At 55.9% G+C, this 24,680-nt stretch carries 25 protein-coding genes and 1 tRNA gene; 12 read left to right on the forward strand and 14 right to left on the reverse strand.

Annotated features, from left to right (window positions below; translation table 11 throughout):
- Nucleotides 1-5: 5 nt before the first annotated feature.
- Entirely contained in the window at nt 6-245 is a 240-nt protein-coding gene (locus QWJ10_RS00935) for a hypothetical protein (protein WP_125888795.1), read from the forward strand.
- 3 nt (nt 246-248) lie between these two features.
- On the opposite strand, the gene QWJ10_RS00940 is transcribed toward QWJ10_RS00935, so the two are convergent.
- The 3 genes from QWJ10_RS00940 to QWJ10_RS00950 all read right to left on the reverse strand — a co-directional run bounded on the left by QWJ10_RS00940 (nt 249) and on the right by QWJ10_RS00950 (nt 3,179).
- On the reverse strand, nt 249-557 hold the full coding sequence (locus QWJ10_RS00940) for a hypothetical protein (RefSeq protein WP_289923620.1): 309 nt from the start codon (nt 555-557) through the stop codon (nt 249-251).
- A 160-nt stretch (nt 558-717) separates the two neighbouring features.
- On the reverse strand, nt 718-2,607 hold the full coding sequence (locus QWJ10_RS00945; protein WP_289923621.1) for a methyl-accepting chemotaxis protein: 1,890 nt from the start codon (nt 2,605-2,607) through the stop codon (nt 718-720).
- A gap of 281 nt (nt 2,608-2,888) precedes the next feature.
- Nucleotides 2,889-3,179: a hypothetical protein gene (locus QWJ10_RS00950; protein WP_125889456.1), complete on the reverse strand. Its 291-nt coding sequence runs from the start codon at nt 3,177-3,179 to the stop codon at nt 2,889-2,891.
- A gap of 155 nt (nt 3,180-3,334) precedes the next feature.
- Here QWJ10_RS00950 and QWJ10_RS00955 point away from each other — a divergent pair.
- The 4 genes from QWJ10_RS00955 to QWJ10_RS00970 all read left to right on the forward strand — a co-directional run bounded on the left by QWJ10_RS00955 (nt 3,335) and on the right by QWJ10_RS00970 (nt 7,937).
- Nucleotides 3,335-3,411, forward strand: a tRNA-Met gene (locus QWJ10_RS00955).
- A 160-nt stretch (nt 3,412-3,571) separates the two neighbouring features.
- Nucleotides 3,572-6,247, forward strand: a complete 2,676-nt coding sequence (gene mprF, locus QWJ10_RS00960; protein WP_289923629.1) for a bifunctional lysylphosphatidylglycerol flippase/synthetase MprF — start codon at nt 3,572-3,574, stop codon at nt 6,245-6,247.
- Entirely contained in the window at nt 6,247-7,524 is a 1,278-nt protein-coding gene (locus QWJ10_RS00965) for an AcvB/VirJ family lysyl-phosphatidylglycerol hydrolase (protein ID WP_289923632.1), read from the forward strand. Before mprF ends, QWJ10_RS00965 begins: the two co-directional genes overlap by 1 nt.
- A gap of 107 nt (nt 7,525-7,631) precedes the next feature.
- Entirely contained in the window at nt 7,632-7,937 is a 306-nt protein-coding gene (locus QWJ10_RS00970; RefSeq protein WP_289923633.1) for a hypothetical protein, read from the forward strand.
- A 54-nt stretch (nt 7,938-7,991) separates the two neighbouring features.
- On the opposite strand, the gene QWJ10_RS00975 is transcribed toward QWJ10_RS00970, so the two are convergent.
- The 6 genes from QWJ10_RS00975 to QWJ10_RS01000 form a co-directional block, all read right to left on the reverse strand.
- Nucleotides 7,992-9,890: a potassium transporter Kup gene (locus QWJ10_RS00975; RefSeq protein ID WP_122043222.1), complete on the reverse strand. Its 1,899-nt coding sequence runs from the start codon at nt 9,888-9,890 to the stop codon at nt 7,992-7,994.
- 165 nt (nt 9,891-10,055) lie between these two features.
- Entirely contained in the window at nt 10,056-10,967 is a 912-nt protein-coding gene (locus tag QWJ10_RS00980; RefSeq protein WP_289923636.1) for an aldo/keto reductase, read from the reverse strand.
- Between the two features lie 105 nt (nt 10,968-11,072).
- Entirely contained in the window at nt 11,073-11,963 is an 891-nt protein-coding gene (locus tag QWJ10_RS00985; protein ID WP_289923639.1) for a metal ABC transporter substrate-binding protein, read from the reverse strand.
- 13 nt (nt 11,964-11,976) lie between these two features.
- Nucleotides 11,977-12,846, reverse strand: a complete 870-nt coding sequence (locus QWJ10_RS00990; protein WP_289923640.1) for a metal ABC transporter permease — start codon at nt 12,844-12,846, stop codon at nt 11,977-11,979.
- The gene (locus QWJ10_RS00995; RefSeq protein ID WP_289923642.1) at nt 12,843-13,589 is read right to left on the reverse strand and encodes a metal ABC transporter ATP-binding protein; all 747 of its coding nucleotides are present in this window, start codon (nt 13,587-13,589) and stop codon (nt 12,843-12,845) included. Before QWJ10_RS00995 ends, QWJ10_RS00990 begins: the two co-directional genes overlap by 4 nt.
- On the reverse strand, nt 13,586-13,717 hold the full coding sequence (locus QWJ10_RS01000; protein ID WP_267888707.1) for a hypothetical protein: 132 nt from the start codon (nt 13,715-13,717) through the stop codon (nt 13,586-13,588). Before QWJ10_RS01000 ends, QWJ10_RS00995 begins: the two co-directional genes overlap by 4 nt.
- Before the next feature lie 222 nt (nt 13,718-13,939).
- Here QWJ10_RS01000 and rimO point away from each other — a divergent pair, with 222 nt between their 5' ends.
- Nucleotides 13,940-15,265, forward strand: coding sequence for a 30S ribosomal protein S12 methylthiotransferase RimO (rimO, locus tag QWJ10_RS01005; RefSeq protein ID WP_010797439.1), 1,326 nt, complete (start codon nt 13,940-13,942; stop codon nt 15,263-15,265).
- A 73-nt stretch (nt 15,266-15,338) separates the two neighbouring features.
- Here the strand turns inward: rimO and cadR are convergent, their stop codons facing one another.
- Nucleotides 15,339-15,803, reverse strand: coding sequence for a Cd(II)/Pb(II)-responsive transcriptional regulator (gene cadR, locus QWJ10_RS01010; protein ID WP_019364477.1), 465 nt, complete (start codon nt 15,801-15,803; stop codon nt 15,339-15,341).
- 68 nt (nt 15,804-15,871) lie between these two features.
- On the opposite strand from cadR, the gene QWJ10_RS01015 reads away from it, so the two are divergent.
- From QWJ10_RS01015 to tsaA, 3 genes are all read left to right on the forward strand, one after another.
- Nucleotides 15,872-18,109, forward strand: coding sequence for a heavy metal translocating P-type ATPase (locus tag QWJ10_RS01015; protein ID WP_289923659.1), 2,238 nt, complete (start codon nt 15,872-15,874; stop codon nt 18,107-18,109).
- 78 nt (nt 18,110-18,187) lie between these two features.
- Nucleotides 18,188-18,451 (forward strand): hypothetical protein, encoded by a 264-nt coding sequence (locus QWJ10_RS01020; RefSeq protein ID WP_289923661.1) that lies wholly within the window; start codon nt 18,188-18,190, stop codon nt 18,449-18,451.
- A gap of 47 nt (nt 18,452-18,498) precedes the next feature.
- On the forward strand, nt 18,499-19,200 hold the full coding sequence (gene tsaA, locus QWJ10_RS01025) for a tRNA (N6-threonylcarbamoyladenosine(37)-N6)-methyltransferase TrmO (protein WP_289923664.1): 702 nt from the start codon (nt 18,499-18,501) through the stop codon (nt 19,198-19,200).
- 94 nt (nt 19,201-19,294) lie between these two features.
- Here the strand turns inward: tsaA and fpr are convergent, their stop codons facing one another.
- Nucleotides 19,295-20,074 (reverse strand): ferredoxin-NADP reductase, encoded by a 780-nt coding sequence (gene fpr, locus QWJ10_RS01030; RefSeq protein ID WP_019364473.1) that lies wholly within the window; start codon nt 20,072-20,074, stop codon nt 19,295-19,297.
- Nucleotides 20,075-20,271: 197 nt separating this feature from the next.
- Between fpr and QWJ10_RS01035 the strand changes: the two genes are divergently transcribed.
- Nucleotides 20,272-21,219 carry a LysR family transcriptional regulator gene (locus tag QWJ10_RS01035; protein WP_019364472.1) on the forward strand — a complete coding sequence of 316 codons (948 nt, stop codon included), beginning with the start codon at nt 20,272-20,274 and terminating at the stop codon, nt 21,217-21,219.
- On the opposite strand, the gene QWJ10_RS01040 is transcribed toward QWJ10_RS01035, so the two are convergent.
- Nucleotides 21,203-21,583 carry a diacylglycerol kinase gene (locus QWJ10_RS01040; protein ID WP_010797432.1) on the reverse strand — a complete coding sequence of 127 codons (381 nt, stop codon included), beginning with the start codon at nt 21,581-21,583 and terminating at the stop codon, nt 21,203-21,205. The two genes, QWJ10_RS01035 and QWJ10_RS01040, sit on opposite strands and share 17 nt — an antisense overlap.
- 55 nt (nt 21,584-21,638) lie before the next feature.
- Entirely contained in the window at nt 21,639-22,286 is a 648-nt protein-coding gene (erdR, locus tag QWJ10_RS01045) for a response regulator transcription factor ErdR (protein ID WP_010797431.1), read from the reverse strand.
- Between the two features lie 153 nt (nt 22,287-22,439).
- On the opposite strand from erdR, the gene QWJ10_RS01050 reads away from it, so the two are divergent.
- Nucleotides 22,440-23,339 (forward strand): DMT family transporter, encoded by a 900-nt coding sequence (locus QWJ10_RS01050; protein WP_125889461.1) that lies wholly within the window; start codon nt 22,440-22,442, stop codon nt 23,337-23,339.
- Here the strand turns inward: QWJ10_RS01050 and QWJ10_RS01055 are convergent, their stop codons facing one another.
- Nucleotides 23,340-24,098 (reverse strand): tRNA-uridine aminocarboxypropyltransferase, encoded by a 759-nt coding sequence (locus tag QWJ10_RS01055; protein WP_289923676.1) that lies wholly within the window; start codon nt 24,096-24,098, stop codon nt 23,340-23,342.
- Nucleotides 24,099-24,273: 175 nt separating this feature from the next.
- On the opposite strand from QWJ10_RS01055, the gene QWJ10_RS01060 reads away from it, so the two are divergent.
- Nucleotides 24,274-24,678, forward strand: a complete 405-nt coding sequence (locus QWJ10_RS01060; RefSeq protein ID WP_010797428.1) for a quorum-sensing-regulated virulence factor family protein — start codon at nt 24,274-24,276, stop codon at nt 24,676-24,678.
- Nucleotides 24,679-24,680: the final 2 nt, after the last annotated feature.

Consider the following 24,680-nt stretch of genomic DNA (forward strand, 5'->3'; position numbering starts at 1 on the left):
CCGCCATGACCGATCGTACGGATAAACTCGACAAGTCCCATGACCATGATCAGGTCGCTAAACGCGACGAAGCTCATGCACAGCGCAAGCTACCTGAAGAAGCGGTAAGCGATCTGGAAAGCCCCGAGCCTGGCACTCATACCATCGACAAGATCATCACTCCGGTATCGAACAAGAAGCTGGACAGCCAAGTCGATGAGTTGAACCGTAAACTGGATGAGGTCGAGAAGAAGCTGGATAAGTAAACCTTACAATAGGCTGATGGTATGGGCCCTGACCACCACAGCCTCCTGACGAAACCGGGTCTCGAGCGAGGCCCGATACTGCTGCCACCACCCCTGCTCCAGCGCGTCGGTCATCACCTCATAGATGATCAATTCATCCTGTATCGTATGGCTTTCGTCTTCCTGCCAAAGACCTTTTACTGGTGCCTGGCTGAATGCGGTCAATCCGCCAAACTTTTCCACGAGTTCATTGCGCACCTCACCAAATAGCGTTTTAGGGAGGTCGTGACCATCGTTGTCATAAAGGGGCAGCAGTAACTGGATCAGGTACATGGTCAGCTTCTCGAATAAATGAATGTATCGGCATAGAGCATCTTGAAAGCTAAGACCATGAATGGTTTGAATCGGCACATATAAACAGCAGCGCCCCGATAGCCGAGGCGCCGCGGTAACTATTAGAGACAGACGAGAAAACCTGCCCGCCTCCCTATCGTTAGATTCTGAAGCTTGAAACGAGCTGATCGAGGCGATTGGCCTGTTGCTCCAGGGCATGGCAAGCGCCCAGGGTCGCGTTCAGGTTTTCCACGCCCTGCTGGTTGAGCGAGTTGATCTCGGTAATGTCGACATTAAGCGACTCCACTACCGCGCTCTGCTCTTCTGTTGCGGCCGCCACCGATTGGGTCATGCCATCGATATCGGTAATGCGCTCGGCTACCGAGCCCAACCGCTCGTTGGCCTTTTGCGCGATGGTCATGCTGTCCTCGCTGAAGCGTTGACTTTCGGTCATGGTAGAAACCGCTTCCCCCGCCCCGGTTTGCAGCTCCTGAATCATGCTCTGGATTTCCCGGGCTGAACTCTGGGTACGATGTGCTAGACCACGCACCTCGTCCGCTACCACCGCAAAACCACGCCCGGCATCGCCTGCCCGTGCAGCTTCGATCGCAGCGTTGAGCGCCAGCAGATTGGTCTGCTCGGAAATGCCCTGGATCACTTCCAGGATATGTCCGATGCGGGTGGTCTTCTGGTTCAGCTCATCGATACGGCCGCAGGAGGCGCTGATGTTGGCGGACAGGGTTTCCATCGCCGTCAGGGTCTGGCCCAGTACGCGGCGACCCTCCTCGGCCTGCTGCCGGGCACTGGTAGCCTGTACGGACGCATCGGCAGCGTTGCGGGCGATCTCCTGTGTGGCGGCGCCCAGCTGGTTAATGGCTGCCGCCACGCTTCCAGTACGTCCGGCCTGATTGTCCGAGTTGTGCAGCGAGGAGTTGGAGGCCGCCAGCACCTGACGGGAGACCTCGTTGAGCTGGCGGGTACTGGCCGATACTTCGCTGATCGAGCCATGGATACGCTCGACAAAGCGGTTGAAGGCAGCGGCCAGCACACCAAACTCGTCCTGGCTATTGATGGCCAGACGCCGGGTCAGGTCGCCCTCTCCTTGTGCGATGTCCTGCATTGCCTGGCTCATGGTCGTGAGCGGACGCATCAGTACACGGATCAGCACACCCAGGAGCAGCATGATCAACACAACGCCAATCACCATGGCCAGCATGGCCGAGGTTCTGAACTCCTTGAGCGGAGCGTAGGCTTTCTCTTCATCAACCATCAGGCCCAGGTACCAGTTGACCGATGGCAGACCGGTGACTGGTTTGAAGACCATAAGCTGAGGCTTGCCGTCCAGCTCGACCCGCTTGAGCGCGCCATCCAGTGCAGGCGCACCGGCGGGAAACAGCTCAGCGAGGCTTTTCATCACCTCCTCTTTTCTGGGACTGACCAGCACCTTGCCCTCACTATTCACCAGAATCGCATGACCGATACCGCCCAGGTCGAGCGAATTGACGATACCCACCATCGTCTGCAGACTCAGATCGCCAGCCAGAACACCCGCCAAGGTGCCGTTCTTCATGACAGGCGTAGCCAGCGTCATGACCAGCTTTCCATTACCCACATCAACATAAGGCTCCGTCAATAAGGAGCGGCCCTGCGACTGAGCGGCAACATACCAATCACGGGTACGGGGATCGTAACCGGCAGGCATTTCATCGTAAGGACGGATGGAAAACTGACCATCGGCATGTCCCAGATAGGTGAACTCGAAGCTGGAGAGATAGGCCTTCTGCTCAAGGATGGAAAACACTCCTTCAGGAGAGGCATTGTTCTGGATAGCCTGGGCCTCACCTTCAAGCAGAGTGATCCGCCCATTGAGCCAGTTAACGATATTTGCTGATGCGCTGGAGCCCAACTCGTCCAGGCGTGACGACAAATCCTGTGTAATAGCCTTTCGCTGCAGGTAGTCGTTATAGACCATGAATAATGAAAAGGCGACGATCAGCACAATAGAGGCCGTCGCCAAAATCTTATGCCTAAATTTCAAACGTTGGAGCATAGCGCAGCCTCTGGACAATAATTTCGGCAAGCCGTTGAAATGGCATGAAGGTCCAGATCTTATCGACCGTTATCGTGATAACTTTAATGATAAAAAGGTTACCAGGTACGCCTTTGCTCTAGAGCAGAGGTAAGCCCTGGCGGCCGACAGCGACGTTGAAACCGCCAGGGAGACACTGGAATAACCAGAGCCTATTTAAATGACCACCTCGGCAATGCAAAAAATCCTTTTCTGGTCACCGTTTATCGCCCTAATCCAGACAACGGGATACAGACCGCATTTCAGTTGTTTAGCGGTTGCTTGCGATCTAGCTCCATATCGTTGTCGATTTCTTGCCGTTCCCGGGCAAGCGGATCGCTTCGAGTAGCGCCTTGATTGACCCTGTTTTCCGGCAGCTCAACGCCCCGCTGATTTTGCTCGGCCTCCTGCGCATCTGGTGAAATAACTTCGACATGCTGTGGATCATGCTCGGTGTCCTGAGGGGTACGGCCTGATTCAGCCGTTTGGGCCATGGCTAGCGGTGACAGTAAAGCCAGTGCCATGGAGGTATTTATCAGCCATTGCGGTTTCATTTCGGCACTCCGATGAAGGGATACCCTCTTTAGGCAATACACTACCTATAAAGGTGCATTCATAAGTCCTCGTGATAAGGCTTTCAGCAAATCATTGTCAGCATTGAATTTTTTGTTGACATCATTTTTTAAACCCGTATACTGGCCACATCAGAAGCGGGGTGGAGCAGTCTGGTAGCTCGTCGGGCTCATAACCCGAAGGTCGTAGGTTCAAATCCTGCCCCCGCAACCAAATTTAAAAAGCCACTCAATCGAGTGGCTTTTTTGTTTGTGTCGAATTTTTATTCCTTTTAGCCTTCAATATTCAAAGAGTTTCCATTTTTTTGATACATAGGGCTTGGCAAAAGTCTGTATGTGACTAATCTGACGCGCAGTTTCCCTGAGGGGCTTTCATGAGCGCCAATGATCCTGTAAACAAATCTGCTGTTTCTTCATCCGATTCTTCGTCTTCGTCTTCATCTTCATCTTCACCTTCTTCTCCTCCGCAAGCATTGCCTTGGCGCCTGCTAGAGCGCATTACGGCCTATAAAGAACCTCTTGAGCTAGGCCTGACACTGCTCCTGTTTGGCGTAGCCCTGCTTGTGTGCTGGCATCTGGTCAGCAGTATTGATCTACCCTCTCTCCACACTGCACTGCTGGGTATCCCCTCGCACGCTATTATGGGGGCCGTCGTGGCAACGGCTGTGGGCTTTCTCATTCTGCTTGGCTACGAATGGTCTGCCAGTCGCTTCGCCGGCGTTCATCTACCAGGCAAGACCCTGGCGCTGGGTGGACTTACCGCCTTCGCCATTGGTAATGCAGTTGGCCTGTCCATGCTGTCTGGCGGCTCGGTTCGTTATCGTCTCTATGCCCGCCAAGGCCTGAGCGCCATTGAAGTGGCGCAGATGACTTTCTTTGCCAGCCTGTCGCTGGGAACGGCATTGCCCCCTCTGGCTGCGGTTGCAGCATTAAGTGATTTGCCTTCGGCTTCCACAGCCCTGCGTCTTTCACCTACTCTGGTAGCTGGCATTGCAATTGCCATTCTCTCAATCTATGCCATAGGCATTGTATTCCTTCGCAAGCGAGCCCTGGACGAGCAGCCTTCGCCTGATAGTCGCCTGTTCCGCCTGGGCCGTAAGACCCTACGCTTACCCACCTTCAAGCTAAGCGCCCTACAGTTGGTGATTACAGCCCTGGACGTCATGGCTGCTGCCACAGTGCTGTATCTATTACTGCCCGAGGCACCACCGCTGGGTGCATTCATGCTGGTGTACCTACTGGCACTCGCAGCAGGCGTGCTTAGCCATGTTCCGGGTGGCGTTGGGGTATTTGAAGCCGTTTTGCTAGCCGCTTTTTCGGACAAGATCGGGACAGCTCCCCTGGCAGCGGCCCTGCTGCTGTACCGGATCATTTATGTATTGCTTCCCCTGGTCATCGCTTGCCTTGTCCTGCTGCTGACCGAGGGAAAGCGCTTTCTATCTGGCAGCTCGGCCATCCGCGTTGCCTCTGGCCTTGCAGCCCCCGTTCTGTCAGTCCTGGTATTTTTCTCAGGGGTCGTACTGCTCTTTTCAGGCGTTACGCCAGAGATCGATACGCGCCTGAAGGGTATCGGATTCCTGCTGCCACAGCGTCTTATTGAAGCCTCGCATCTGGGAGCCAGTCTAATCGGAGTTGTGTGCCTACTCTTGGCTCAAGGCCTGCGGCGGCGGCTCTCGGCCGCCTGGGTACTCACCCTGGTGCTGTTGCTGGTAGGCTCCCTGCTTTCTTTGCTAAAGGGCTTTGATTGGGAGGAGGCATCGATCCTGGCGATTACGGCTGCCCTCCTGGCTACGTTCCGCCGCTCCTTCTACCGCCGGAGCCGCTTACTGGAACTGCCCTTTTCACCCCTGTACGTCGTTGCAAGCCTGTGCGTCGTGGCGGCATCTATCTGGTTGCTCCTGTTTGTTTACCAGGATGCGTCCTACGACAACCAGCTCTGGTGGCAATTTACGCTGGAGGAAGGCGCCCCGCGAGGTGCACGAGCAGCCATGGGCAGCGTGGTGCTACTACTGGCCCTGTCACTCGGCTGGCTCTTGCGGGCTGCACCGCCAGAAATTACGCTGCCTACCACAGAAGATCTACAAAAGGCATTGGACGCCGTCAAAGCATCTGAGCAGCCTGATGGCGGCTTGGCCATGACAGGCGACAAGGCCTTGCTGTTTCATGAAACGGAAAATGCTTTCCTGATGTATGGCCGTCGTGGCCGTAGCATGATCGCCCTGTTTGATCCTATCGGCTCCGCTCAGACACGAGCCGAGTTGATCTGGAAATTCCGCGACCTGTGCGACATGCACCATGCACGACCTGTGTTCTATCAGGTTCGTGCCGAGAATCTGCCTTTCTACATGGACATCGGTCTCACCGCGCTGAAGTTGGGTGAGGAAGCCCGCGTCAATCTCAAGACATTCGATCTGGACAGCAAGGGTAAGAAAGACCTGCGCTACACCTGGAACCGAGGCCAGCGGGATGGACTGCTCATCGAGTTCCATGAACCGGGTCAGGCACCTCTCGAAGAGCTAAAAGTTATCTCCGACATCTGGCTGGAGAGTAAACATGTCCGCGAGAAGGGCTTTTCACTTGGTCGTTTCGACCCGGAGTATTTGCAGCACTTCCGCATTGCTGTCGTTCGGTTTCAGGGAAAAGCGGTAGCGTTTGCTAATCTTCTGGAAACCGATCGGCCTGAGTTGGCCAGTATCGACCTGATGCGAGTGGCAGCTGATGCGCCCAAACTGACCATGGAGTTCCTCATGCTCGGCCTTATCCTGCACTTCAAGGAGCGAGGCCTGGAACGCTTCAGCTTGGGGATGGTGCCATTGGCAGGACTGCATCCACGCCGTGGTGCTCCTCTGACCCAGCGTCTAGGGGCCATGGTGTTCCGACGTGGCGAGCAGTTCTATAACTTTCAGGGCTTGAGACGGTTCAAAGATAAGTTCGATCCGGAATGGGAGCCTCGCTATCTGGCCGTTCCAGCAGGACTTGATCCCTTGGTCGCCTTGGCTGACACCGCTGCGTTGATCGCGGGCGGTATTACAGGACTGGTAAAACGTTGATGACTAGACGTAAACGCGGGTTGCTTTTTCTTCTGTTGATCATTGTCATTGCCGCAGCGGCACTGTGGTGGTGGTTTCATCGCTGGCCCAGTACCGCCAGCCTTGAGGTACACGTACAGGACGATCAGAGCGTCGTAACCGTCGCAAGGCCTGCCGGCAAGCCACTGGCCCGAGTCGTTGTTGCAAACCCCGCTGAACAGCAGTTATCCGATGCTGACCTGCTAACCCTGGCTAAAAACACCAAGGCCATGCTGGTCCAGTATGAGCTGCCCGAGAGCAAGGCATGTGCCGCGCAACGCGCCAGCCTAGAGGACGCCATCAGCCATCTTGGCGGAGCACCTACCATGGTAGCAGGCATCGATGCGGGTGGATCATTGGCCTGGCGCTGGCTGGCCGGGCAACAGGATGACAAGGTCAGCGCCCTGTCGGTCGGTACAAAGCTCGACGAGCCCGACTGCTCTGATCCGCTGCCGCAGAAAGCCGAACACGGTAAATGGCATCTGGCCTGGAACGATAACCCAGGCGATGAGACTGCTCGCTTTGTCCGCGGCCAGGATAATGCCGATACCACTATCAGTGATTACGGCACACCACTGGTTACGCTTTTGCGTACCCAGCTTCAACGTCAGCTGCTCGGTCAGGGTGGCGATGTCCCTGTTGTAGAGGTCCCGGCTGAAGAGCCGGCCGCGCACAAGGATACAGTGACGTTTTTTTATTCCGGCGATGGTGGCTGGCGTGATCTTGACCGTGATTCGGCACAGACCATGGCAGAAAATGGGTGGCCAATCGTAGGTATCGATACCTTGCGCTATTTCTGGGAACACAAAAGCCCGGAACAGGTGGCGACAGACTTGTCCCATCTGATGCAGACATACCGTGAGCGTTGGGGCGCGAAACGCTTCGTCCTGGCCGGTTACTCATTTGGCGCGGATCTGCTTCCGGCGGTCTATAACCGTTTACCTGCGACAGACCAGGAGCAGGTATCGGCCATGGTGTTGCTGGCCTTTGCCCGCAGCGGTGATTTTGAAATTCAAGTCGAGGGCTGGCTGGGCAAGGCTGGTGACGAGATGCAAACCGGACCGGAGATGGTCAAGGTGCCTGCCAGCAAGATCTACTGCATTTACGGTGCGGAAGAAAAGGATGAGAGCGGTTGTACGCAGCCTGGAGCTAATTTCGAAAAGCTTGAGTTACCCGGTGGTCACCATTTCGATAATGACTACGACAAGCTTGCACGCCACATGATGAACGCCATCGAGGCTCGTACATGCACACCGTAACCAGGACGCCCAGCCGATGGATCACCTCCGCGGCTGGAGACGAATGGTCGGAAAGAACGCGTGCGATCAGTGGTCTACCGGCTCTCAACCTTTGAACGAGGACGCCCATGACCACTCCCCTTTCGCTGGATGCCGCTGAAAAACTGGTTGTAGATGCCTTCACTCCGCTGGGTTGTGTTATTTCAGCCAACCCCCAGGCTGACAGCTTTGGCTTCAGCGTAATCGGGCATGAAGGAGAAGAGGTCTTGGCGGTCTCTGAGGTGACCGCTGCACAGTACAGCGATCCGCTGCAGCTTAAAGACTTTATCGAGCATGTTCGGCAAGAGCTTTCCCAGCAGGGTCAATCGCTGGACCCATGGGAGATGCCGTTTATTACCGACCCGGATGCCCTGCCTCCACCTGCATTCAACTGATCCCAATAAAAAAGCCGCCCCAAGGCGGCTTTTTTACATCTGCAGACTTGGCCGCTAGATCTCGATCTGGGTACCCAGCTCGATTACCCGGTTAACCGGCAGATTGAAGAAGCGCAGGCTGCCACTGGCATTCTTCATAAGGAAAGCAAACAAATTCTCTCGCCAGCGAGCCATTCCCAAACGATTATTCGACGCAATGACCGTTTCACGGCTAAGGAAGTACGTCGTCCGCATGGGCGTGAAGTCGAGGTCCTCCAGGTGGCACAATGCGAGCGCAGCCGGCACGTCGGGCTCGTCCATAAAGCCATAATGCAAGAGGACACGGTAGAAACCATCCCCGTAGCTGTCCACCTCGAAACGGCGGCTGACAGGAACCCGCGGCGTATCTTCATAGATAACAGTCAGCAGCACTACCTGCTCATGCAATACCTGATTGTGCAGCATGTTATGAAGCAAAGCGTGTGGAACGGCATCCTGCCGCGCTGTCAGAAAGACGGCTGTCCCCTTGGCACGGAAAGGCGGATTGGAGCGGATGCTGCCGATAAAGATCGGTAGCGGTAGTGCCCCTTCATCCAGCCGTTCAGCCAGAATCTGCCGACCACGCTTCCATGTGGTCATCAACGTGAACAGAATGATGCCCGCAATGACAGGAAATGCACCGCCTGCCACGATTTTTGGAACGTTGGCTGCAAAATACAGCGAGTCGACAATGAAGAATCCAATGAGCATCGGAATGGCGAACCAGCGAGGCCATTTCCATAGCAGCAGCGCTACCGAAGATACCAGGCAGGTCGTGATCAGCATCGTTCCCGTGACGGCGATGCCGTAGGCCTCGGCCAGGTTGCCAGAAGATTCGAACCCGATAATCAGGAGAATAACGCCTGTCAAAAGGGCCCAGTTCATGGCAGGAATGTAAATCTGGCCCTGTTCATGACTTGAGGTATGCAGGATTTGCATACGCGGTACATACCCCAGCTGGATTGCCTGACGGGTAATGGAGAACGCACCTGAGATGACTGCCTGTGAGGCAATAACCGTGGCAAAAGTCGCCAGGACGACCATTGGGATCAACGCCCATTCAGGTGCGAGCAGGTAGAAGGGATTGCGTACGGACTCTGGGTCAATCAGAACCAAGGCACCTTGACCGTAGTAATTGAGCACCAATCCGGGCAGCACTAGGAAGAGCCAGGCGCGCGCGACAGGTTTGCGACCGAAATGGCCCATGTCGGCATACAGCGCCTCAGCCCCTGTCAGCGCTAGCACAACAGCGCCCAGAATAGCGATGCCAAGTCCGGGGTGTACGATGAAAAAGTTGAATGCCCACCATGGGTTCAAGGCCTTGAGGACTTCAGGCGCCTGCAGAATGCCATAAATACCCAATGCGCCTAGCACGGTGAACCAAAGGACCATAACCGGACCGAACAGCTTGCCAATCTTGGCAGTACCGCCCCGCTGTAACATGAAGAGTCCGACCAGGATAACGATTGCCGCTGGCACCACAATATGATCAAGCCCAGAAAAGGCTACTTCCAGGCCTTCTACAGCAGACAGTACCGAAATGGCCGGTGTAATCATGCTTTCGCCGTAAAACAGCGAGGCACCAAATAACCCCAGCAGCACCAACACCATTTGCAATTTTGGAAACGGTGCGGACGCCCGCCTTGCCAATGCAGTCAAGGCCATGATGCCGCCCTCGCCCTGGTTATCCGCCCTCAGAACAAAAAAGACATACTTGATCGTCACGACCCAGATCAACGACCAGAAGATCAGGGACAGGATACCCAGAACGCTATCGTGGGTAGGCACCAGGCCATACGTAGGAGAAAATACCTCCTTGAGGGTATATAGCGGGCTGGTACCAATATCGCCATAGACGATACCCGCGGCCGCGATGGCCATACCTATGGCCGAGGCTCCCTTTTCACCATGGGCCTGGGAAGCAGCTTGACTCATGCAAGACTCCGGGTTTATCGAAACGGGCGCATCCTGCTCCGATGTGGCGGCAGGATCAAGTACGGATTGCCAAGAATATGTGTGCACAACGCAACCAAGGCATGGTCATTACCCTACCCGGCGTATTGAATCCTGCTTAAAAGTGTCCAGCGATTACCTGACACTTTACTGGAAATATTCCGCGATGCGCTTGCGCATGGACTCATCGGGCAGCTCACCAGTTCCAGCCAGTGCATTTTCCGCCATATGGGCCGGGTTTGAGGTCGCCGGAATAATGCAGGTAACTGCAGGATGCGAAATTGAGTACTTGATCATCAGCTGCGCCCAGGAAGCACAGCCGATATCGGACGCGAATGCCGGAAGCTGCTTGCCTGCTACCTGGTTGAACAGACGGCCGTCCAGGAACGGGCGATTGATCATGACCGCTACGCCCTTGTCCTGACACAGAGGCAACAGCTTTTCTTCGGCTTTGGTATCTTGGGGATTGAGATTGATCTGAATGAAGTCCATCGGCTCCGAAGCGACCAGGTCCATCATCTGATCCTGAGCCATTTCTGAGTGATGGGTAATCCCTACATATCGAATCATTTTCTGCTGCTTCATCTCTCGTAGCAACGGGAGCAGCGTCTTGTAATTAATCATGCTATGCACTTGCAGCAGATCAATAGGAGCGCCCTTGAGGTCCGCCATTTCCTGCTGGATCTCTTCGATACTGCTCTCGCGCCCTTCTACCTTGGTAGCCAGAAACGCCTTTTCAGCACGTCCCTGCTGCGCCAGCAACGTACCAATGACGCCCTGGGATTTCTCGTAACTCGGCGCCGTATCGATAACAGTGCCTCCCGCCTGAAATAGACGGTCAAGCACGTCAGCCAACGGCTTTAAGGCTTGTGGAGTGCTTTCGACATTGAAGGAATCGGCGGTTCCAAGGCCAATGACAGGGAGTTGCTCGCCGGTAGAGGGAATCTGCCGCCTCAGCATGCCAGCCTGTGCAAGCACAAGACGAGGCAAAATGGCTTCCAAGAGCAGCGCCGACGAGGCGCACAGGGAATATTGCATGAAGCGGCGGCGAGTCGTCATTGTTTTCTCCGGATTCAAGCAAGAGCCGTCCTAAAAGGACGGTTCTTGTGATTCAGGAGTTCCATCTGCCACGCCTTGTTACGTGGCTGAATGAAAAGAAACCAGTCACTCTCCTTTCATGGCTGCAACCATCTTATCGACGTTGTAACGGAACATTTTCAGGTAGGTAGGCGCAGGCCCGTCCGCCTTGGACAGCGACTCGACATATAACTCGCCACCGGCACGAGCCCCGGTTGCCTGGGCAATCTGCTGCACCAGACGCGGATCGTTCGAGTTCTCAATGAAATAAGCCGTGATGTGCTCCTCCTTGATCTGACGGATCAGATTGGCCACTTTTTGGGCAGACGCTTCAGATTCGGTAGAAAGATCCAGGGGAGACAGGAATGTCACACCGTATTCATCACCGAAATAGCCAAACGCGTTATGGGAGGTAAGCACCTTACGCTGCGCCTTCGGCACGGCTTCGATCTGCTGCTTGGTATACGCATCCAGCGCCTTTAGCTGATCGATATAGCGTTGACCATTGGCTTCGTATTGATCAGCGCCTTCGGGGTCTATGCGCTTGAGGGCCTTGATGATGTTTTGAACATAAACAACACCACTGGCAGCGCTGTTCCAGCTGTGGGGATCCACTACGGTCTTGCCGTTCTTCTGCCGCATACGAGTCTTGATACCGTCCGACAGCTCGACAGGGGTACCGTTATACCCTGATGCCTGGATCAGACGATCCATCCAGCCTTCAAGATGAAGTCCATTGATAAATACCACATCGGCGGCCTTGAGCGCTGTGGCATCGTCAGGCGTCGGCTCATACGCATGAGGATCGCCGTTGGGCCCGATCAATGAAATGACATGAACCCGCTCGCCTCCTACCTGGTGAACCATATCGGCCAGGATCGTGAATGACGCAACGGCTTCTACCGGCTTGGCTTGGGCAAAACTGGAAAGCGCTGACAACAGCAAGGCAGCAGCCCCGCTCCACAACGTGAGACGCATGACATGACTCCTTTCAACGGGATAGATGGGGTTTGGGGAAGAAACGGCGAATAACGCCCAGAGGGCTAAAAATTAACGAGAAGATGTAAAGCGTACTGGCCGTCAGAACGATGGACGGGCCCGAGGCCACGCCCAGGTGGTACGAAACAACCAAGCCGATAAAGCCGGACAGCATGGCAACCAGACTCGCTACCAGCATCAGTCCAGGCAACGAGCGAGCCCAGAAGCGCGCTACGGTGGCAGGCAACATCATCAGGCCGACCACCATAAGTGTTCCAAGCGCCTGAAAGCCTGCGACCAGGTTGAGCACGACCAGCAGCAGAAACAGGAAGTGATAAAGCGAGCCCTTGCCACCTACGGCCCGCAGGAATCCAGGATCGAAACACTCAAGCACCAGCGGACGATAGATAATGGCCAGCAGGAGAAGCGTCACAGAGGCAATGCCCCCTACCAGATAGAGCGCGGCATCATCAATCGCCAGGATCGTACCGAACAGGACGTGCAACAGGTCGATATTCGAGCCTCTTAGCGAGACGATCAAGACACCCGCAGCGAGAGAAGTTAGGTAGAAGCTCGCAAAACTGGCATCTTCACGCTGCGAAGTAAAACGACTGACCAACCCAGACAACAGGGCTACGGCCAAGCCGGCTACCAACCCACCCAGGCCCATGGCTGGCAAGGAAAGCCCAGCGACCAGAAAACCGATGGCAGCCCCCGGCAGGACCGCATGACTCATGGCGTCCCCTACCAGACTCATGCGCCTGAGCATGAGCAATACACCGACCGGACCTGAGCCCAGCCCTAGCGCCATGCAGGCGACCAAGGCGCGACGCATGAATCCGAACTCGACAAACGGCTCGAACAAGGCGTGATACAACATCATGCGCGGCGCCTCTCATCACAGACGTCGGCCTGTTCATCCCAGTCCTCAGCCATATTCCGGGCACGCCGCAGGTTCTCCTGGGTCAGCACCGTTCGGGTATCCCCCCAGGCAATGGTTTCGCGAGCCAACAGTAATGTACTGGGAAAATGCTGCTTTACCTGCTCAAGATCATGCAGAACAGCGATGACGGTGCGCCCCTCACCATGCCAGCGCCGGACCAGATCAAGCAGATCGCGAGTCGTGCGTGCATCGATGGCATTGAACGGCTCATCCAGAAGGATGACTGACGCATCCTGCAGCAGGAGCCGTGCGAACAGTACGCGTTGGAACTGACCTGCCGACAGAGAGCCGATCAGGCGATGCCCAAAACCTTCCAGCCCTACAGCCACTAACGCCTCATGGGCTTGCTGCAGCTGGCCCCGGCTCATTCCACCGAATATGCCGATGCGTCTCCAGGCGCCCATGGCAACCGTGTCGAGAACCGTCAGCGGAAAGGTTCGGTCAATTTCAGCCGCTTGGGGCAGATAGCCGATAGCCGAGGCAGACAAGGCCTTTCGATCGACGCCGCCCCCTACTGGTCGCAGCATGCCGACCATGGCCTTGATCAGAGTCGACTTGCCTGCGCCGTTAGGGCCCACAATAGCGGTCAGGCTGCCCGCTTCAAAGCAACCCGACACATGATGTACGGCGGGATGACGCTCGTAGGCAACCGTTAAGTCATTTAATGAAATACAGGCACTCATGGGATGGATACCGCCCAGTGGATAGCAGCCCATAGCAGTAGAAGCAGCACGATCGACACCCCTAAACGGGCCCAGGCAGACTGGGTCAGAAAGGACGGCTTGAACGTAAGGGAAGAATTCGATGACATATAAACCACCTTGAAATTGTTACTTTATAACATAATAAATACCCTATCACTAGTTATGCCTGTCTAGCGGTTCAGCCTCGGGCAAGCCAAACCCGATAACTGACGAAGCGCAGGTTAATCCGAGTAAAAGCGCCAAATGCCTCTTCTCAGTCCGGGCGCGCACCGCTAAAATCGCGCGTTTTTTGATCATCAGCGCGTTCTGCGCACCTCCTGAGGTTAGCCATGTCCACCCCCGCCACGCCCAAAGTCGGCTTTGTCAGCCTCGGCTGCCCTAAAGCTCTGGTCGACTCCGAACGCATCCTGACCCAGCTTCGCATGGAAGGTTACGAGGTTGTTCCCACGTACGAGGACGCCGACGTGGTGGTGGTCAATACCTGTGGTTTCATTGACAGCGCCAAGGCCGAGTCTCTGGAAGTGATCGGCGAAGCCCTAGCTGAAAATGGCCGGGTCATCGTGACCGGCTGCATGGGGGTGGAAGAATCTGCGATTCGTGATGTACATCCGAGCGTACTGGCGGTAACGGGTCCGCAGCAGTATGAGCAGGTGGTGACCGCGGTCCATGAAGTAGTGCCGCCAAAGCGCGAGCATAATCCGTTGGTCGACCTGGTACCGCCGCAGGGCATCAAGCTCACCCCCCGCCACTACGCCTATCTCAAGATTTCCGAAGGCTGCAACCATCGCTGCAGCTTTTGCATCATCCCGTCCATGCGTGGCGATTTGGTCAGCCGCCCGATCGGCGATGTGCTCGATGAGGCTCAGCGTTTGGTCAAGGCCGGAGTCAAGGAGCTGTTGGTCATCTCCCAGGACACCAGTGCATATGGCGTCGACCTCAAGTACCGTACCGGCTTTTGGAATGGCCAGCCGGTCAAGACTCGCATGCTGGAACTATGCGAGGCGTTGAGCAGCATGGGCGTCTGGGTACGTATGCACTACGTCTACCCCTACCCGAACGTGGACGACATCATTCCGCTGATGGCCGAGGGCAAGATCCTGCCCTACCTGGATATCCCCTTCCAGCATGCCAGCCCCAAAGTTCTCAAGGCCATGAAGCGTCCTGCCTTCGAGGACCGCACCCTGGCCCGTATCAAGAAGTGGCGTGAGATCTGCCCGGAACTGACCATTCGCTCCACATTCATTGTGGGCTTCCCTGGTGAGACGGAGGAGGATTTCCAGTACCTGCTGAACTGGCTTACCGAAGCTCAGTTGGATCGTGTGGGCTGCTTCCAGTATTCCCCTGTGGAAGGCGCACCGGCCAATGAGTTGGAAGGTGCCGTACCGGATGACGTGAAGCAGGATCGCTGGGAACGCTTCATGGCACATCAGCAGGCCATTTCTGCGGCTCGCCTGCAATTGAAGGTTGGAAAGGATATTGAAGTGTTGATCGACGAAGTCGACGAACAAGGCGCCATTGGCCGCTCCTATGCCGATGCCCCAGAGATCGACGGCAATGTGTACGTCAACAGCGAACACGACCTGAAGCCAGGCGACAAGGTATGGGTACGCGTAACCGACGCAGACGAATACGACCTGTGGGCCGAGACGCTGTAACGCAGCCATAACCCCGAAAAGCCCTGCGATTGCAGGGCTTTTTTTATGGGTGCCCTATGCCGACCGGCCTACCCTATCGTCTGTGCACTCCTGGCACATGGTCATGCCCCGCATGGCTACAGGCCTCCTCGATCGCTGAAGGTCCGGCGGGTTGTTGCAGCTCCCGAATGATGCCGCATACATCGCTGGATACCTTGCCTGAGCATTGCTGACGCAACGCCATGAGCTGTCTGCGCAGTTCGGTCAACTCTCGAATGCGCACTTCCACATGATGAATATGGTCCTCGATCAGATCATTGACCCGACAGCAGTCCGGCTCAGGCTGATCCCGCAATTGTAACAGGGAACGGATCTCGTCCTGTGTCATGTCCAAAGAGCGGCAATGCCGAACAAAGGTCAATCGCTCCAGATGGGCCTCGCTGTATTGACGGTAGTTTCCCGCGCTGCGAACAGGCGCTGGCAGCAGTCCCTCACGCTCGTAATACCGAATGGTTTCCACGGAACATCCCGTTCGGCTGGCCAATTCACCTATTTTCATAACGCCTCCTTGACCCTGTAGTAGCTACAGGGTGTGCAATGACAACCCTAACGTCAATGGAGGTTGTCATGGCGCATGATTCATCCTGTTGCGGACCCAAACCATCGTCCTGCTGTGAGCCTCAGGTAAAGACCTGCTGCGACAGTCACACAAAGATTTCGCTTGAGTCCAATCCTCTACCGGGCGTTACCGAGCCCGAGGTGCTTGATCACTCCAAGTGGACAAGCCTGCGTATCGATGCCATGGATTGCCCGACTGAAGAGAAGCTGATCCGTGATGCATTCGCCAAGCTGAAGGCGGTCGAAGCACTGGAATTCAACCTGATTCAGCGCAGCCTACGCGTTCGCCATCGCTACCCCGATGCAGAACCGCTAAAGACCCAGATCAATCGGCTGGGCATGCAGGCTGTTGAACTGAAAGGTGATGAGCAAGCCTCTGCAGTACCAGCGGCAAAACCCTGGTGGCCGCTGGGCCTGGGCTTGGCTACCGCCCTGGCAGCCGAAGTCGGTGAGTGGTTGGGTACTGTGCCTGAGTTCGCTGTAGCATTCCTGGCATTGGCCGCCATTGCCCTGGCTGGTCTACCGGCGTATCGCAAAGGTTGGATCGCTATCAGGCAGCGCACTCTTAACATCAATGCATTGATGAGCATTGCGGTCACCGGCGCCCTGTTAATTGGCCACTGGCCTGAAGCGGCCATGGTCAGCGTACTGTTTGCCATCGCTGAAGTGATCGAGGCACGCTCACTGGACCGTGCCCGCAATGCCATCCAGGGATTACTGGCACTGACACCAGAAAACGCAACCGTACGACAGGCGGATGGTACTTGGGCAACACTGCCAGCCAAACAGGTCCAACTCGGCGCGCTCATCCGGGTAAGACCGGGTGAGCGAATTGCATTGGATGGAGAGGTGGAATCCGGTCAGTCAGGTGTCAACCAGGCGCCTATTACAGGCGAAAGCCTGCCGGTCGACAAGGCTCCCGGCGATACCGTGTTTGCCGGCACCATCAATGGTGAGGGCAGCCTGGAGTATCGTGTTACCCATCGAGCCAACGAAAGTACCCTGGCTCGCATTATCCATGCCGTAGAGCAGGCTCAAGGCGCTCGCGCACCTACCCAACGATTTGTAGATCGCTTTTCCCGCTTGTATACGCCAGCGGTTGTTCTCATTGCCGTTGCGGTTGCCCTGTTGCCTCCCCTGCTGGGTTGGGGAGGTTGGTTGGAGTGGTTATATAAAGGGCTGGTATTGCTTGTTATTGCCTGCCCATGCGCCTTGGTCATCTCAACACCGGTTACAATTGTCAGCGGGCTTTCGGCTGCCGCACGACGTGGCATCTTGGTGAAAGGTGGGACATTTCTTGAGCAAGGCCGCCAGCTTGAGTGGATTGCCCTCGACAAGACCGGCACGCTTACTGAGGGTAAGCCGCAGTTGGTCGACCGCATCGTACTCACCGGACAGAAGAGTCAGGCGTTGGAATGGGCGGCCAGTTTGTCCTCGCGCTCAGATCATCCCGCTTCACAGGCTTTGAGCCATGCTCTGTTGCAAGAAGGTACTGCCTTAAAGGACGTGCAGGATTTCTCGGCCCGGGCAGGACAAGGCGTGCAAGGCCGTATAGAGGATCAGCTCTACTTTCTGGGTAATCGCCGCCTGCTGGAGCGCGAAGGGCTGGCCTCCGAGAATCTACGGCACCGTATCGAATCGCTGGAGCAGACAGGTAAAAGTGTGGTGGCGCTTGCCCGTCAACAGGAGGTACTGGCGCTGTTCATCATTGCTGATCAAGTAAAGGAAACCAGCCAGAGCGCTGTCGCAGCACTTCATGCGTTAGGCATAAAAACCCTGGTGCTCAGTGGCGATAATCCTCACAGCGTAGACCGTATTGCCGGTCAGGTAGGCATCGATGAAGCGCATGGCTCGTTACTGCCCGAGGACAAGCTTGCGATTTTGGAGCAAAAGCAACGGAGCGGTGCTGTGATCGGTATGGTTGGCGATGGCATCAACGACGCCCCTGCTCTGGCTCGGGCTAACATTGGTTTTGCCATGGGCGCCGCCGGTACCGATACGGCTATCGAAACGGCAGACGTGGCACTGATGGATGACGATTTGCGCAAACTGCCGGACTTCATTCGCCTCTCCCGTAGCACGCACCGCATTCTCATGCAGAATATTGCACTAGCCTTGGGAATCAAGGCGATATTCTTGGCGTTGACGATCATGGGCGAGGCCACGCTCTGGATGGCTGTCTTCGCCGACATGGGTACCAGCCTGCTTGTGGTTGCAAACGGCCTGCAACTGATTCGACATCATTGATGGATGACCGCCGACACGCTGTTGGAACTCACCTGCCGATAGAGCGCTCTGCATAAGGTCTGTCAGCAGGAATGTTTCATGGATTACATCGATTTATTGCAATGGCCAGCCATGGCCGTGACCCTGATCGCGGCGTGGCTGGTTGCTTCCCAACGTGAAAACCGCCGAAACCTTGGGTTCTGGTGCTTTCTTGCCAGCAATGGATTATGGATCACTTGGGGCCTGCATACACAGGCGTATGCCTTGATCGTTTTGCAACTGGGGCTGGCATTCATGAATATCCGTGGTGTTCGCCGTAACCAGCTGAATACTTCAAAGACTATGCGTGAGAGTCATACTTGAGGCAGACAGGCTAAAATAGCCAGCCTGTCTCCCTTATGACGCTCCCCATGACTTATAGCGTTTCCCCTATCGGCCATATCCGCTCTTGTTTCAAGGAGAAGTTCGCCATCCCTCGCCAGCCCCATTTGGCTCCGGCTGCCCGAGGTGTATTGGAGTTTGTACCGCCGTTCGACCACCCGGATGCTGTACAGGGGCTGGAACACGTCAGTCATGTCTGGCTGCTGTTTCTCTTTCACCAGACATTGGAAGAGAAACCGCGTCTTAAAGTACGTCCTCCCCGCCTGGGCGGGAACCGTTCCCTGGGTGTCTTTGCGACGCGTGCCACTCACCGTCCTAATGGTATTGGGCAATCTGTGGTAACACTGGACGCTATCGAGCCGGGCCGGCTCATGCTGTCAGGTATCGATCTACTGGACGGTACCCCGGTGCTGGACATCAAGCCTTACGTGCCCTACGCCGATGCAATTCCAACTGCCTTTAATACTATAGCCAGTGCACCTCCCGATGGGATTCCGGTCCTCTGGACGCACGAGGCCCGTGTGCAGGCGGAGCAGCATGGAAAGCGTCTGAACGAGCCATTGGCCGCTCTGATTGAGCAATGCCTGACTCAGGACCCTCGCCCGGCTTATCAAATCCCGCCGCCTGACCGCCGTTATGGTGTTCGCCTATGGGATGTAGACGTCCATTGGCATTATCCGGAGCCCAATGTCATCCGTATTCTGGATATCGAGCGTGCAGATAATGACTGAGTCTGGGTCAAACAGCTTTTCTGCGCCTGATCAGCCCTTACCGTAGACACAAAAAACCCGCCTCCAGGGCGGGTTTCGATAACGCGGGTAGCGCTTACTTCTCGACGAACGCGCGCTCGATCAGGTAGTCACCCGGATCACCCATACGTGGAGAGATGGTCAGACCAAACTCGTTCAGCACTTCGCTGGTTTCGTCCAGCATGCTAGGGCTGCCGCAAATCATCGCACGGTCGTCCTGAGGATTGATCGGAGGCAGGCCGATATCTTCAAATAACTTGCCGCTGCGCATCAGATCGGTCTGACGACCCATATTGCGGAATTCTTCACGCGTCACCAGCGGATAATAGATTAGCTTTTCGCGAACCATATCGCCAAAGTATTCATGCTCAGGCAGTACGTTGGTGATGAAGTCGGCATAGGCCAGTTCATTTACATAACGTACACCGTGAACCAGAATCACCTTCTCGAAACGCTCATAGGTTTCCGGATCCTGAATGGTGCTCAGGAACGGCGCCATGCCGGTGCCGGTGGATAGCAGATAAAGGTGCTTGCCAGGCTTCAGGTCGCTCAGAATCAGCGTACCGGTAGGCTTGCGGCTAACCATGAGGTTATCGCCTTCCTTCAGGTGCTGCAGGCGGGAGGTCAGCGGACCATCCGGAACCTTGATGCTGAAAAATTCCAGGTGCTCTTCATAGTTGGGGCTGGCGATACTGTAGGCGCGCATCAACGGACGGCCGCCTTCGGTTTCCAGTCCAATCATGACAAACTGGCCGTTCTCGAAACGCAGCCCCGGATTACGGGTCGTCTTGAAGCTGAACAGTGTATCGTTCCAGTGGTGAACGCTCAGGACGCGCTCGGTGTACAGATTACTCATGAAAAACTCCTAATCACCTGCCCAAAGACGCTGATGCCCGGCTCTGTCTCGCGGAGGCGGGACTACCTGCACGTGTGACCGCTCTGGATCGGGTTTGACAAAAAGGACGCGACCAAGCGCATTTGCGCGGCATTTTATATAACGCAAGAATATCCGTAAAATGAATAATTCGGATATCGGTTATCCAGTGAGCAGATATGAGATTCACGTTGCGTCAACTCGAAGTCTTCGTCGGCGTCGCCCGCCTGGAAAGTGTTTCCCGCGCGGCAGAGACGCTTGCGCTCTCACAATCGGCAACCAGCACGGCCTTGGGAGAGCTAGAGCGTCAGTTCGACTGCAAACTCTTTGACCGTGCAGGCAAACGGCTAACCCTTAATGCCTTGGGCCGCCAGTTATTGCCCAAGGCAGTTGCCTTGCTCGACCGCAGCGACGAGATCGAAAACCTGCTACGGGGCAAGACCGGATTCGGCTCACTGGAGGTCGGCGCCACGCTCACCATTGGCAACTATCTGGCTACGCTCCTGCTGGGTGATTTCATGCAACGTCATCCCGATTGCCGGGTGCGCCTGCATGTTCACAACACGGCGCATATCGTACAGCGCGTGGCTAACCATGACATTGATCTGGGGCTGATTGAGGGGGATTGCCAGGACGCGGATATTGAAGTCCACCCTTGGATTGAAGATGAGCTGGTAATCTTTTGTGCTCCGCAACATTCTTTAGCCAACCATCCAACGGTAGGTCTGGAAGAGCTGATTGATCAGGCCTGGATTCTTCGGGAGCAAGGCTCCGGCACCCGCCTGACGTTCGATCAGGCCATGCGTCATCATGCGGCGCCCCTGAATATTCGCCTGGAACTGGAGCATACAGAGGCCATTATTCGGGCAGTGGAATCAGGTCTAGGTATTGGTTGCATCTCGAGGCTTGCCCTGCGCGATGCCTTCGAGCGCGGCAGTCTTGTCCCAATCGAAACCCCCAGCCTGGATTTGCGTCGTCAGTTCTGTTTTATCTGGCACCGCCAGAAATACCAGACGGCAGCCATGACCGAATTCCTGGCACTGTGTCGCAAGCTTACCGAGGGTATTGCACGTAGCGACCAGATCTTGCTGGCCCCCTTTAAGGAGCGTGCTACCCCAGCAGAATGATCGACCAGACGGCTGCAATCATCCACATTGCCACGAATTGAGCCGCACTGCCCAAGTCCTTGGCGTTCTTGGACAACTCATGCCATTCCAGCGAGACCCGGTCCACCACGGCTTCGATAGCGGCATTGAACAGCTCAACAATCAGCGAAAGCAGGCAGACACCCACCATGATTGCCCGCTCGCCTCGCGATACATCCAGCCAAAAGGCCAGCGGGATCAGGATGCAGCTCATCAGCACCAGCGAGCGGAAGGCAGCCTCTCCTTTGAAAGCCACCTTCAGACCGGCCAGGGAATAGCCCGTAGCCTTGATGACACGTTTAAGGCCGGTCTTGCCTTTATAGGGAGATATCACACCAGGCTCCATGCAGCGACTCAATAGAAGACTAGCCTGTAGCGTGTCGAAAAAGCGTGAAAACTCATCAGCCTGGAGTTGATTCGAGCTGTTGCAGCAACAGGGCAGCCTGCGTTCGGGTTCTCACACCCAATTTACGGAAGATAGCCGTTACATGCGCTTTTACTGTGGCTTCCGACACGCTGAGTTCATAGGCAATCTGCTTGTTCAAAAGACCATCGCATACCATGGTCAGCACCCTGAACTGCTGGGGCGTCAGGCTGGATAATCCGGCCTTCGCGGCCTTGGCTTCTTCGCTGAGGTTCGCAGCGCCCTCCCCTTGGGCCGGCCACCAGGTATCACCATCCAGCACAAGGCGTACGGCTTGCTGGATCGTTTCCAGATCGCTGGATTTAGGTATGAAACCACTGGCACCGAACTCCCGTGCGCGCTGCACTACAGCGGCGTCTTCCTGAGCAGAGACCATGACCACCGGAATCTGTGGGTATTGCCCGCGCAGCAGCACTAGTCCGGAAAAACCATAGGCGCCCGGCATGTTGAGGTCGAGCAGGACCAAATCCCAGTCAGTCTTGTGCGCCAGCTGAGCCTCGAGTTCGGCGATACTTGCCGCTTCCACCAGCTGTGCCTGCTGCCCCAAGCCAAGCGTCAAGGCTTGCTGCAGGGCGCTACGGAACAGCGGATGATCATCCGCGATGAGGATCTGATAGGCGGCCATCGGTAAATTGGTCCTTATTATGATTCTGTAATTTCAGCGGCTCAGAATGCCGAGCGTCCGACGACGGGTCAAGGCACTTTGCGACCATAATCACAGGGTTCCCAAAGTCACAGCCATCCGGCAGAGTGGCGACTTTTGCCAAGCGAGCCTGTCATGCGTACCCAAGCCCTGCGTGCCGATGTTCTCATGCTGATCACAGCCATGATCTGGGGGAGCGCCTTTATTGCACAGCGCGCCGGCATGGACTCCATCGGTCCGTTCCTCTTTACGGGACTTCGCTTTGCATTGGGTGCACTGACACTGATTCCAGTCCTGCTGGTGCTGCATCGCCGCGCCAGAACACCGATTAGCCTCGACCGGCGATTAGTGATCGGCGGCTGTCTGATGGGTCTGCTGCTTTCCATTGGCATCAACCTCCAGCAAGTGGGTCTGCTATTCACATCCGTGACCAACTCCGGTTTCATCACCGGACTCTATGTGATTGTAGTCCCCATTCTGGGTTTACTGTTTGGCGAACGCACCGGCAGAGGCACTTGGCTAGGTGCCTGCCTGGCGGTGGCAGGCATGTGTTTGCTTAGCATAGGCGAGAATTTTCAGGTAGCTTCCGGCGATTGGCTGCAATTGGCCGGCGCCTTTGCCTGGGGAGCGCATGTGCTGGTCGTAGGGCATTTTGCAAGCCGCCATGATCCAATGCTGCTGTCCATCCTTCAGTTCGCATTCTGCGCAGCGGTCAGCCTGACGCTGGCATTGCTGTTTGAGCCGATTCAGGCTCAGAACATTATTCAGGCCGCTCCCGCGCTGCTGTATGGCGGTATCATTGCCGCCGGCATCGGTTATACGTTGCAGGTCGTTGCACAGCGCGACGCCATTGCTTCCCATGCGGCCATCATTTTCTCACTCGAAGCCGTCTTTGCGGCCTTTTTTGGCGCCTGGCTGCTGGACGAGTCGCTTACCGCCCGCGGTTATCTGGGCTGCGCGCTCATGTTTATCGGCATGCTGGTTGCGCAGCTCTGGCCCAGAAAGGCCGTGGTCGAGCCCAAGGTGACTAACTAATCAGGGGAATGCGGCAACGAAGGGCTGCAATCGCTGATGCGCCGGGCTGAACGGATCTGTCTGGCGATTCTGTTTGGCGTTGAGATAACGTTCACTGAACACGTCCAGATAGGCATCAAGCGCCACCGCCGCTCTTTCCTCTCTCGCCAGCTCCAGACAAAGTGCAGCCACTTCTGCCGTACAGAGGTGCTCGCCTCGTGTGGAGCGTCGCAGCCGATACCGGGAAAGCTCTTCAGGGCTTAGGCTGAGTACTGGCAGGCTATCCAGATAAGGACTCTTGCGAAACATCTTTCGTGCCTCCGTCCAGGTAGCATCCAGCAGGACGAATAAAGGTCGCTTGCCCTGAATGGGCTCCACTGTTTGCACGACTCGCTCAGGCGTTGAATACTCGGCCGGAAATACGAGATAAGGTTGCCATTGGGGATCGCCCAGTACGGCCAGTAGTGCGTCATCTACATCCGTTCTCGACCAGCCAAAGGCAAAACTGTCACTGACCACATCGGCAATCAGCCATCCGGTATTGCTTGGCTTGAGCGGCTCTACATCGTGCATGATCAGGCACATGCCTGCCGCGCATTCGACCGCAGGTCGCCATTCACAGAAGCAGTGAGGCAACGCAAGGCGACAACCCTCACAGCGTTGAACGCGGGATCCACGGGCAACAAAAGGTTTGCTGCTGCGCGCCAGACGATCATGACGCAGCCGGGCTACGGCATTTGGCGGGCTGGAAGAAGAATTGGCAGAGCGGATATAAGGCATGAGAAGTACTGCGTGATTTACGCAGGCAAGTTTAACAAAGGCTGTCCAGAACACATCTGGCATTTTGAAAGCGCCGACCACAGGAGTACCCTTTGCGTACCGCAATTAGCCTTTGCTTGCGAACATCACGGCTGCCCTGCGGTCGAAGCGAGCCTGATCTACGTTGGAGAGTTCAATGCTGCGTTATACTGCCCTCGCCCTTTGCTTCATCCTTCCTGCAGCGGCCCAGGCGGCCTCGCTGAAAGAACAAGAACTGTCGCAGATGCTGCAAAAGGTCGCGAAAGAAAGCAGCGTGGGGACTCCACGCGCTATCAATGAAGACATTCTTGACCGTGGCTATACCGTTGAAGGGCGCCAGCTCATCAATCATTTGAGTGTACGTGCCAGCCATGCGCATCAGATGGAAGCCAACCCGGCGACTGTACGCACCCAGCTGGCCGCCAGTGTCTGCCGCAACACCGGCTACCGCCAGTTGTTAGCCCGTGGCGCCATGTTGGTGTACAGCTTTACCGAATACCAGAGCAATCGCCCGGTTGCGAACGAGCGCTTCGAAGCAGCCGATTGCGGTCTGAGCAAGTAAGC

Source organism: Pseudomonas sp. WAC2, assembly GCF_030403525.1.
Taxonomy (GTDB): Bacteria; Pseudomonadota; Gammaproteobacteria; order Pseudomonadales; family Pseudomonadaceae; genus Chryseomonas; species Chryseomonas luteola.

Excerpts from the sequence above, each read along its gene's own strand:
- QWJ10_RS01040 (WP_010797432.1), bottom strand. The coding sequence starts at position 21,583 with ATGGAGCCTGGTGTGATATCTCCCTATAAAGGCAAGACCGGCCTTAAA.
- QWJ10_RS00980 (WP_289923636.1), bottom strand. The coding sequence starts at position 10,967 with ATGACGACTCGCCGCCGCTTCATGCAATATTCCCTGTGCGCCTCGTCG.
- fpr (WP_019364473.1), bottom strand. The coding sequence starts at position 20,074 with ATGAGTAATCTGTACACCGAGCGCGTCCTGAGCGTTCACCACTGGAAC.
- QWJ10_RS01060 (WP_010797428.1), top strand. The coding sequence starts at position 24,274 with ATGCTGCGTTATACTGCCCTCGCCCTTTGCTTCATCCTTCCTGCAGCG.
- tsaA (WP_289923664.1), top strand. The coding sequence starts at position 18,499 with ATGACTTATAGCGTTTCCCCTATCGGCCATATCCGCTCTTGTTTCAAG.
- QWJ10_RS01035 (WP_019364472.1), top strand. The coding sequence starts at position 20,272 with ATGAGATTCACGTTGCGTCAACTCGAAGTCTTCGTCGGCGTCGCCCGC.
- QWJ10_RS01000 (WP_267888707.1), bottom strand. The coding sequence starts at position 13,717 with ATGTCATCGAATTCTTCCCTTACGTTCAAGCCGTCCTTTCTGACCCAG.
- QWJ10_RS00935 (WP_125888795.1), top strand. The coding sequence starts at position 6 with ATGACCGATCGTACGGATAAACTCGACAAGTCCCATGACCATGATCAG.
- QWJ10_RS01050 (WP_125889461.1), top strand. The coding sequence starts at position 22,440 with ATGCGTACCCAAGCCCTGCGTGCCGATGTTCTCATGCTGATCACAGCC.
- QWJ10_RS01015 (WP_289923659.1), top strand. The coding sequence starts at position 15,872 with ATGGCGCATGATTCATCCTGTTGCGGACCCAAACCATCGTCCTGCTGT.
- QWJ10_RS00975 (WP_122043222.1), bottom strand. The coding sequence starts at position 9,890 with ATGAGTCAAGCTGCTTCCCAGGCCCATGGTGAAAAGGGAGCCTCGGCC.
- QWJ10_RS00950 (WP_125889456.1), bottom strand. The coding sequence starts at position 3,179 with ATGAAACCGCAATGGCTGATAAATACCTCCATGGCACTGGCTTTACTG.
- QWJ10_RS00970 (WP_289923633.1), top strand. The coding sequence starts at position 7,632 with ATGACCACTCCCCTTTCGCTGGATGCCGCTGAAAAACTGGTTGTAGAT.
- rimO (WP_010797439.1), top strand. The coding sequence starts at position 13,940 with ATGTCCACCCCCGCCACGCCCAAAGTCGGCTTTGTCAGCCTCGGCTGC.
- QWJ10_RS00940 (WP_289923620.1), bottom strand. The coding sequence starts at position 557 with ATGTACCTGATCCAGTTACTGCTGCCCCTTTATGACAACGATGGTCAC.
- cadR (WP_019364477.1), bottom strand. The coding sequence starts at position 15,803 with ATGAAAATAGGTGAATTGGCCAGCCGAACGGGATGTTCCGTGGAAACC.
- mprF (WP_289923629.1), top strand. The coding sequence starts at position 3,572 with ATGAGCGCCAATGATCCTGTAAACAAATCTGCTGTTTCTTCATCCGAT.
- QWJ10_RS00990 (WP_289923640.1), bottom strand. The coding sequence starts at position 12,846 with ATGATGTTGTATCACGCCTTGTTCGAGCCGTTTGTCGAGTTCGGATTC.
- erdR (WP_010797431.1), bottom strand. The coding sequence starts at position 22,286 with ATGGCCGCCTATCAGATCCTCATCGCGGATGATCATCCGCTGTTCCGT.
- QWJ10_RS00995 (WP_289923642.1), bottom strand. The coding sequence starts at position 13,589 with ATGAGTGCCTGTATTTCATTAAATGACTTAACGGTTGCCTACGAGCGT.
- QWJ10_RS00965 (WP_289923632.1), top strand. The coding sequence starts at position 6,247 with ATGACTAGACGTAAACGCGGGTTGCTTTTTCTTCTGTTGATCATTGTC.
- QWJ10_RS01020 (WP_289923661.1), top strand. The coding sequence starts at position 18,188 with ATGGATTACATCGATTTATTGCAATGGCCAGCCATGGCCGTGACCCTG.
- QWJ10_RS01055 (WP_289923676.1), bottom strand. The coding sequence starts at position 24,098 with ATGCCTTATATCCGCTCTGCCAATTCTTCTTCCAGCCCGCCAAATGCC.
- QWJ10_RS00985 (WP_289923639.1), bottom strand. The coding sequence starts at position 11,963 with ATGCGTCTCACGTTGTGGAGCGGGGCTGCTGCCTTGCTGTTGTCAGCG.
- QWJ10_RS00945 (WP_289923621.1), bottom strand. The coding sequence starts at position 2,607 with ATGCTCCAACGTTTGAAATTTAGGCATAAGATTTTGGCGACGGCCTCT.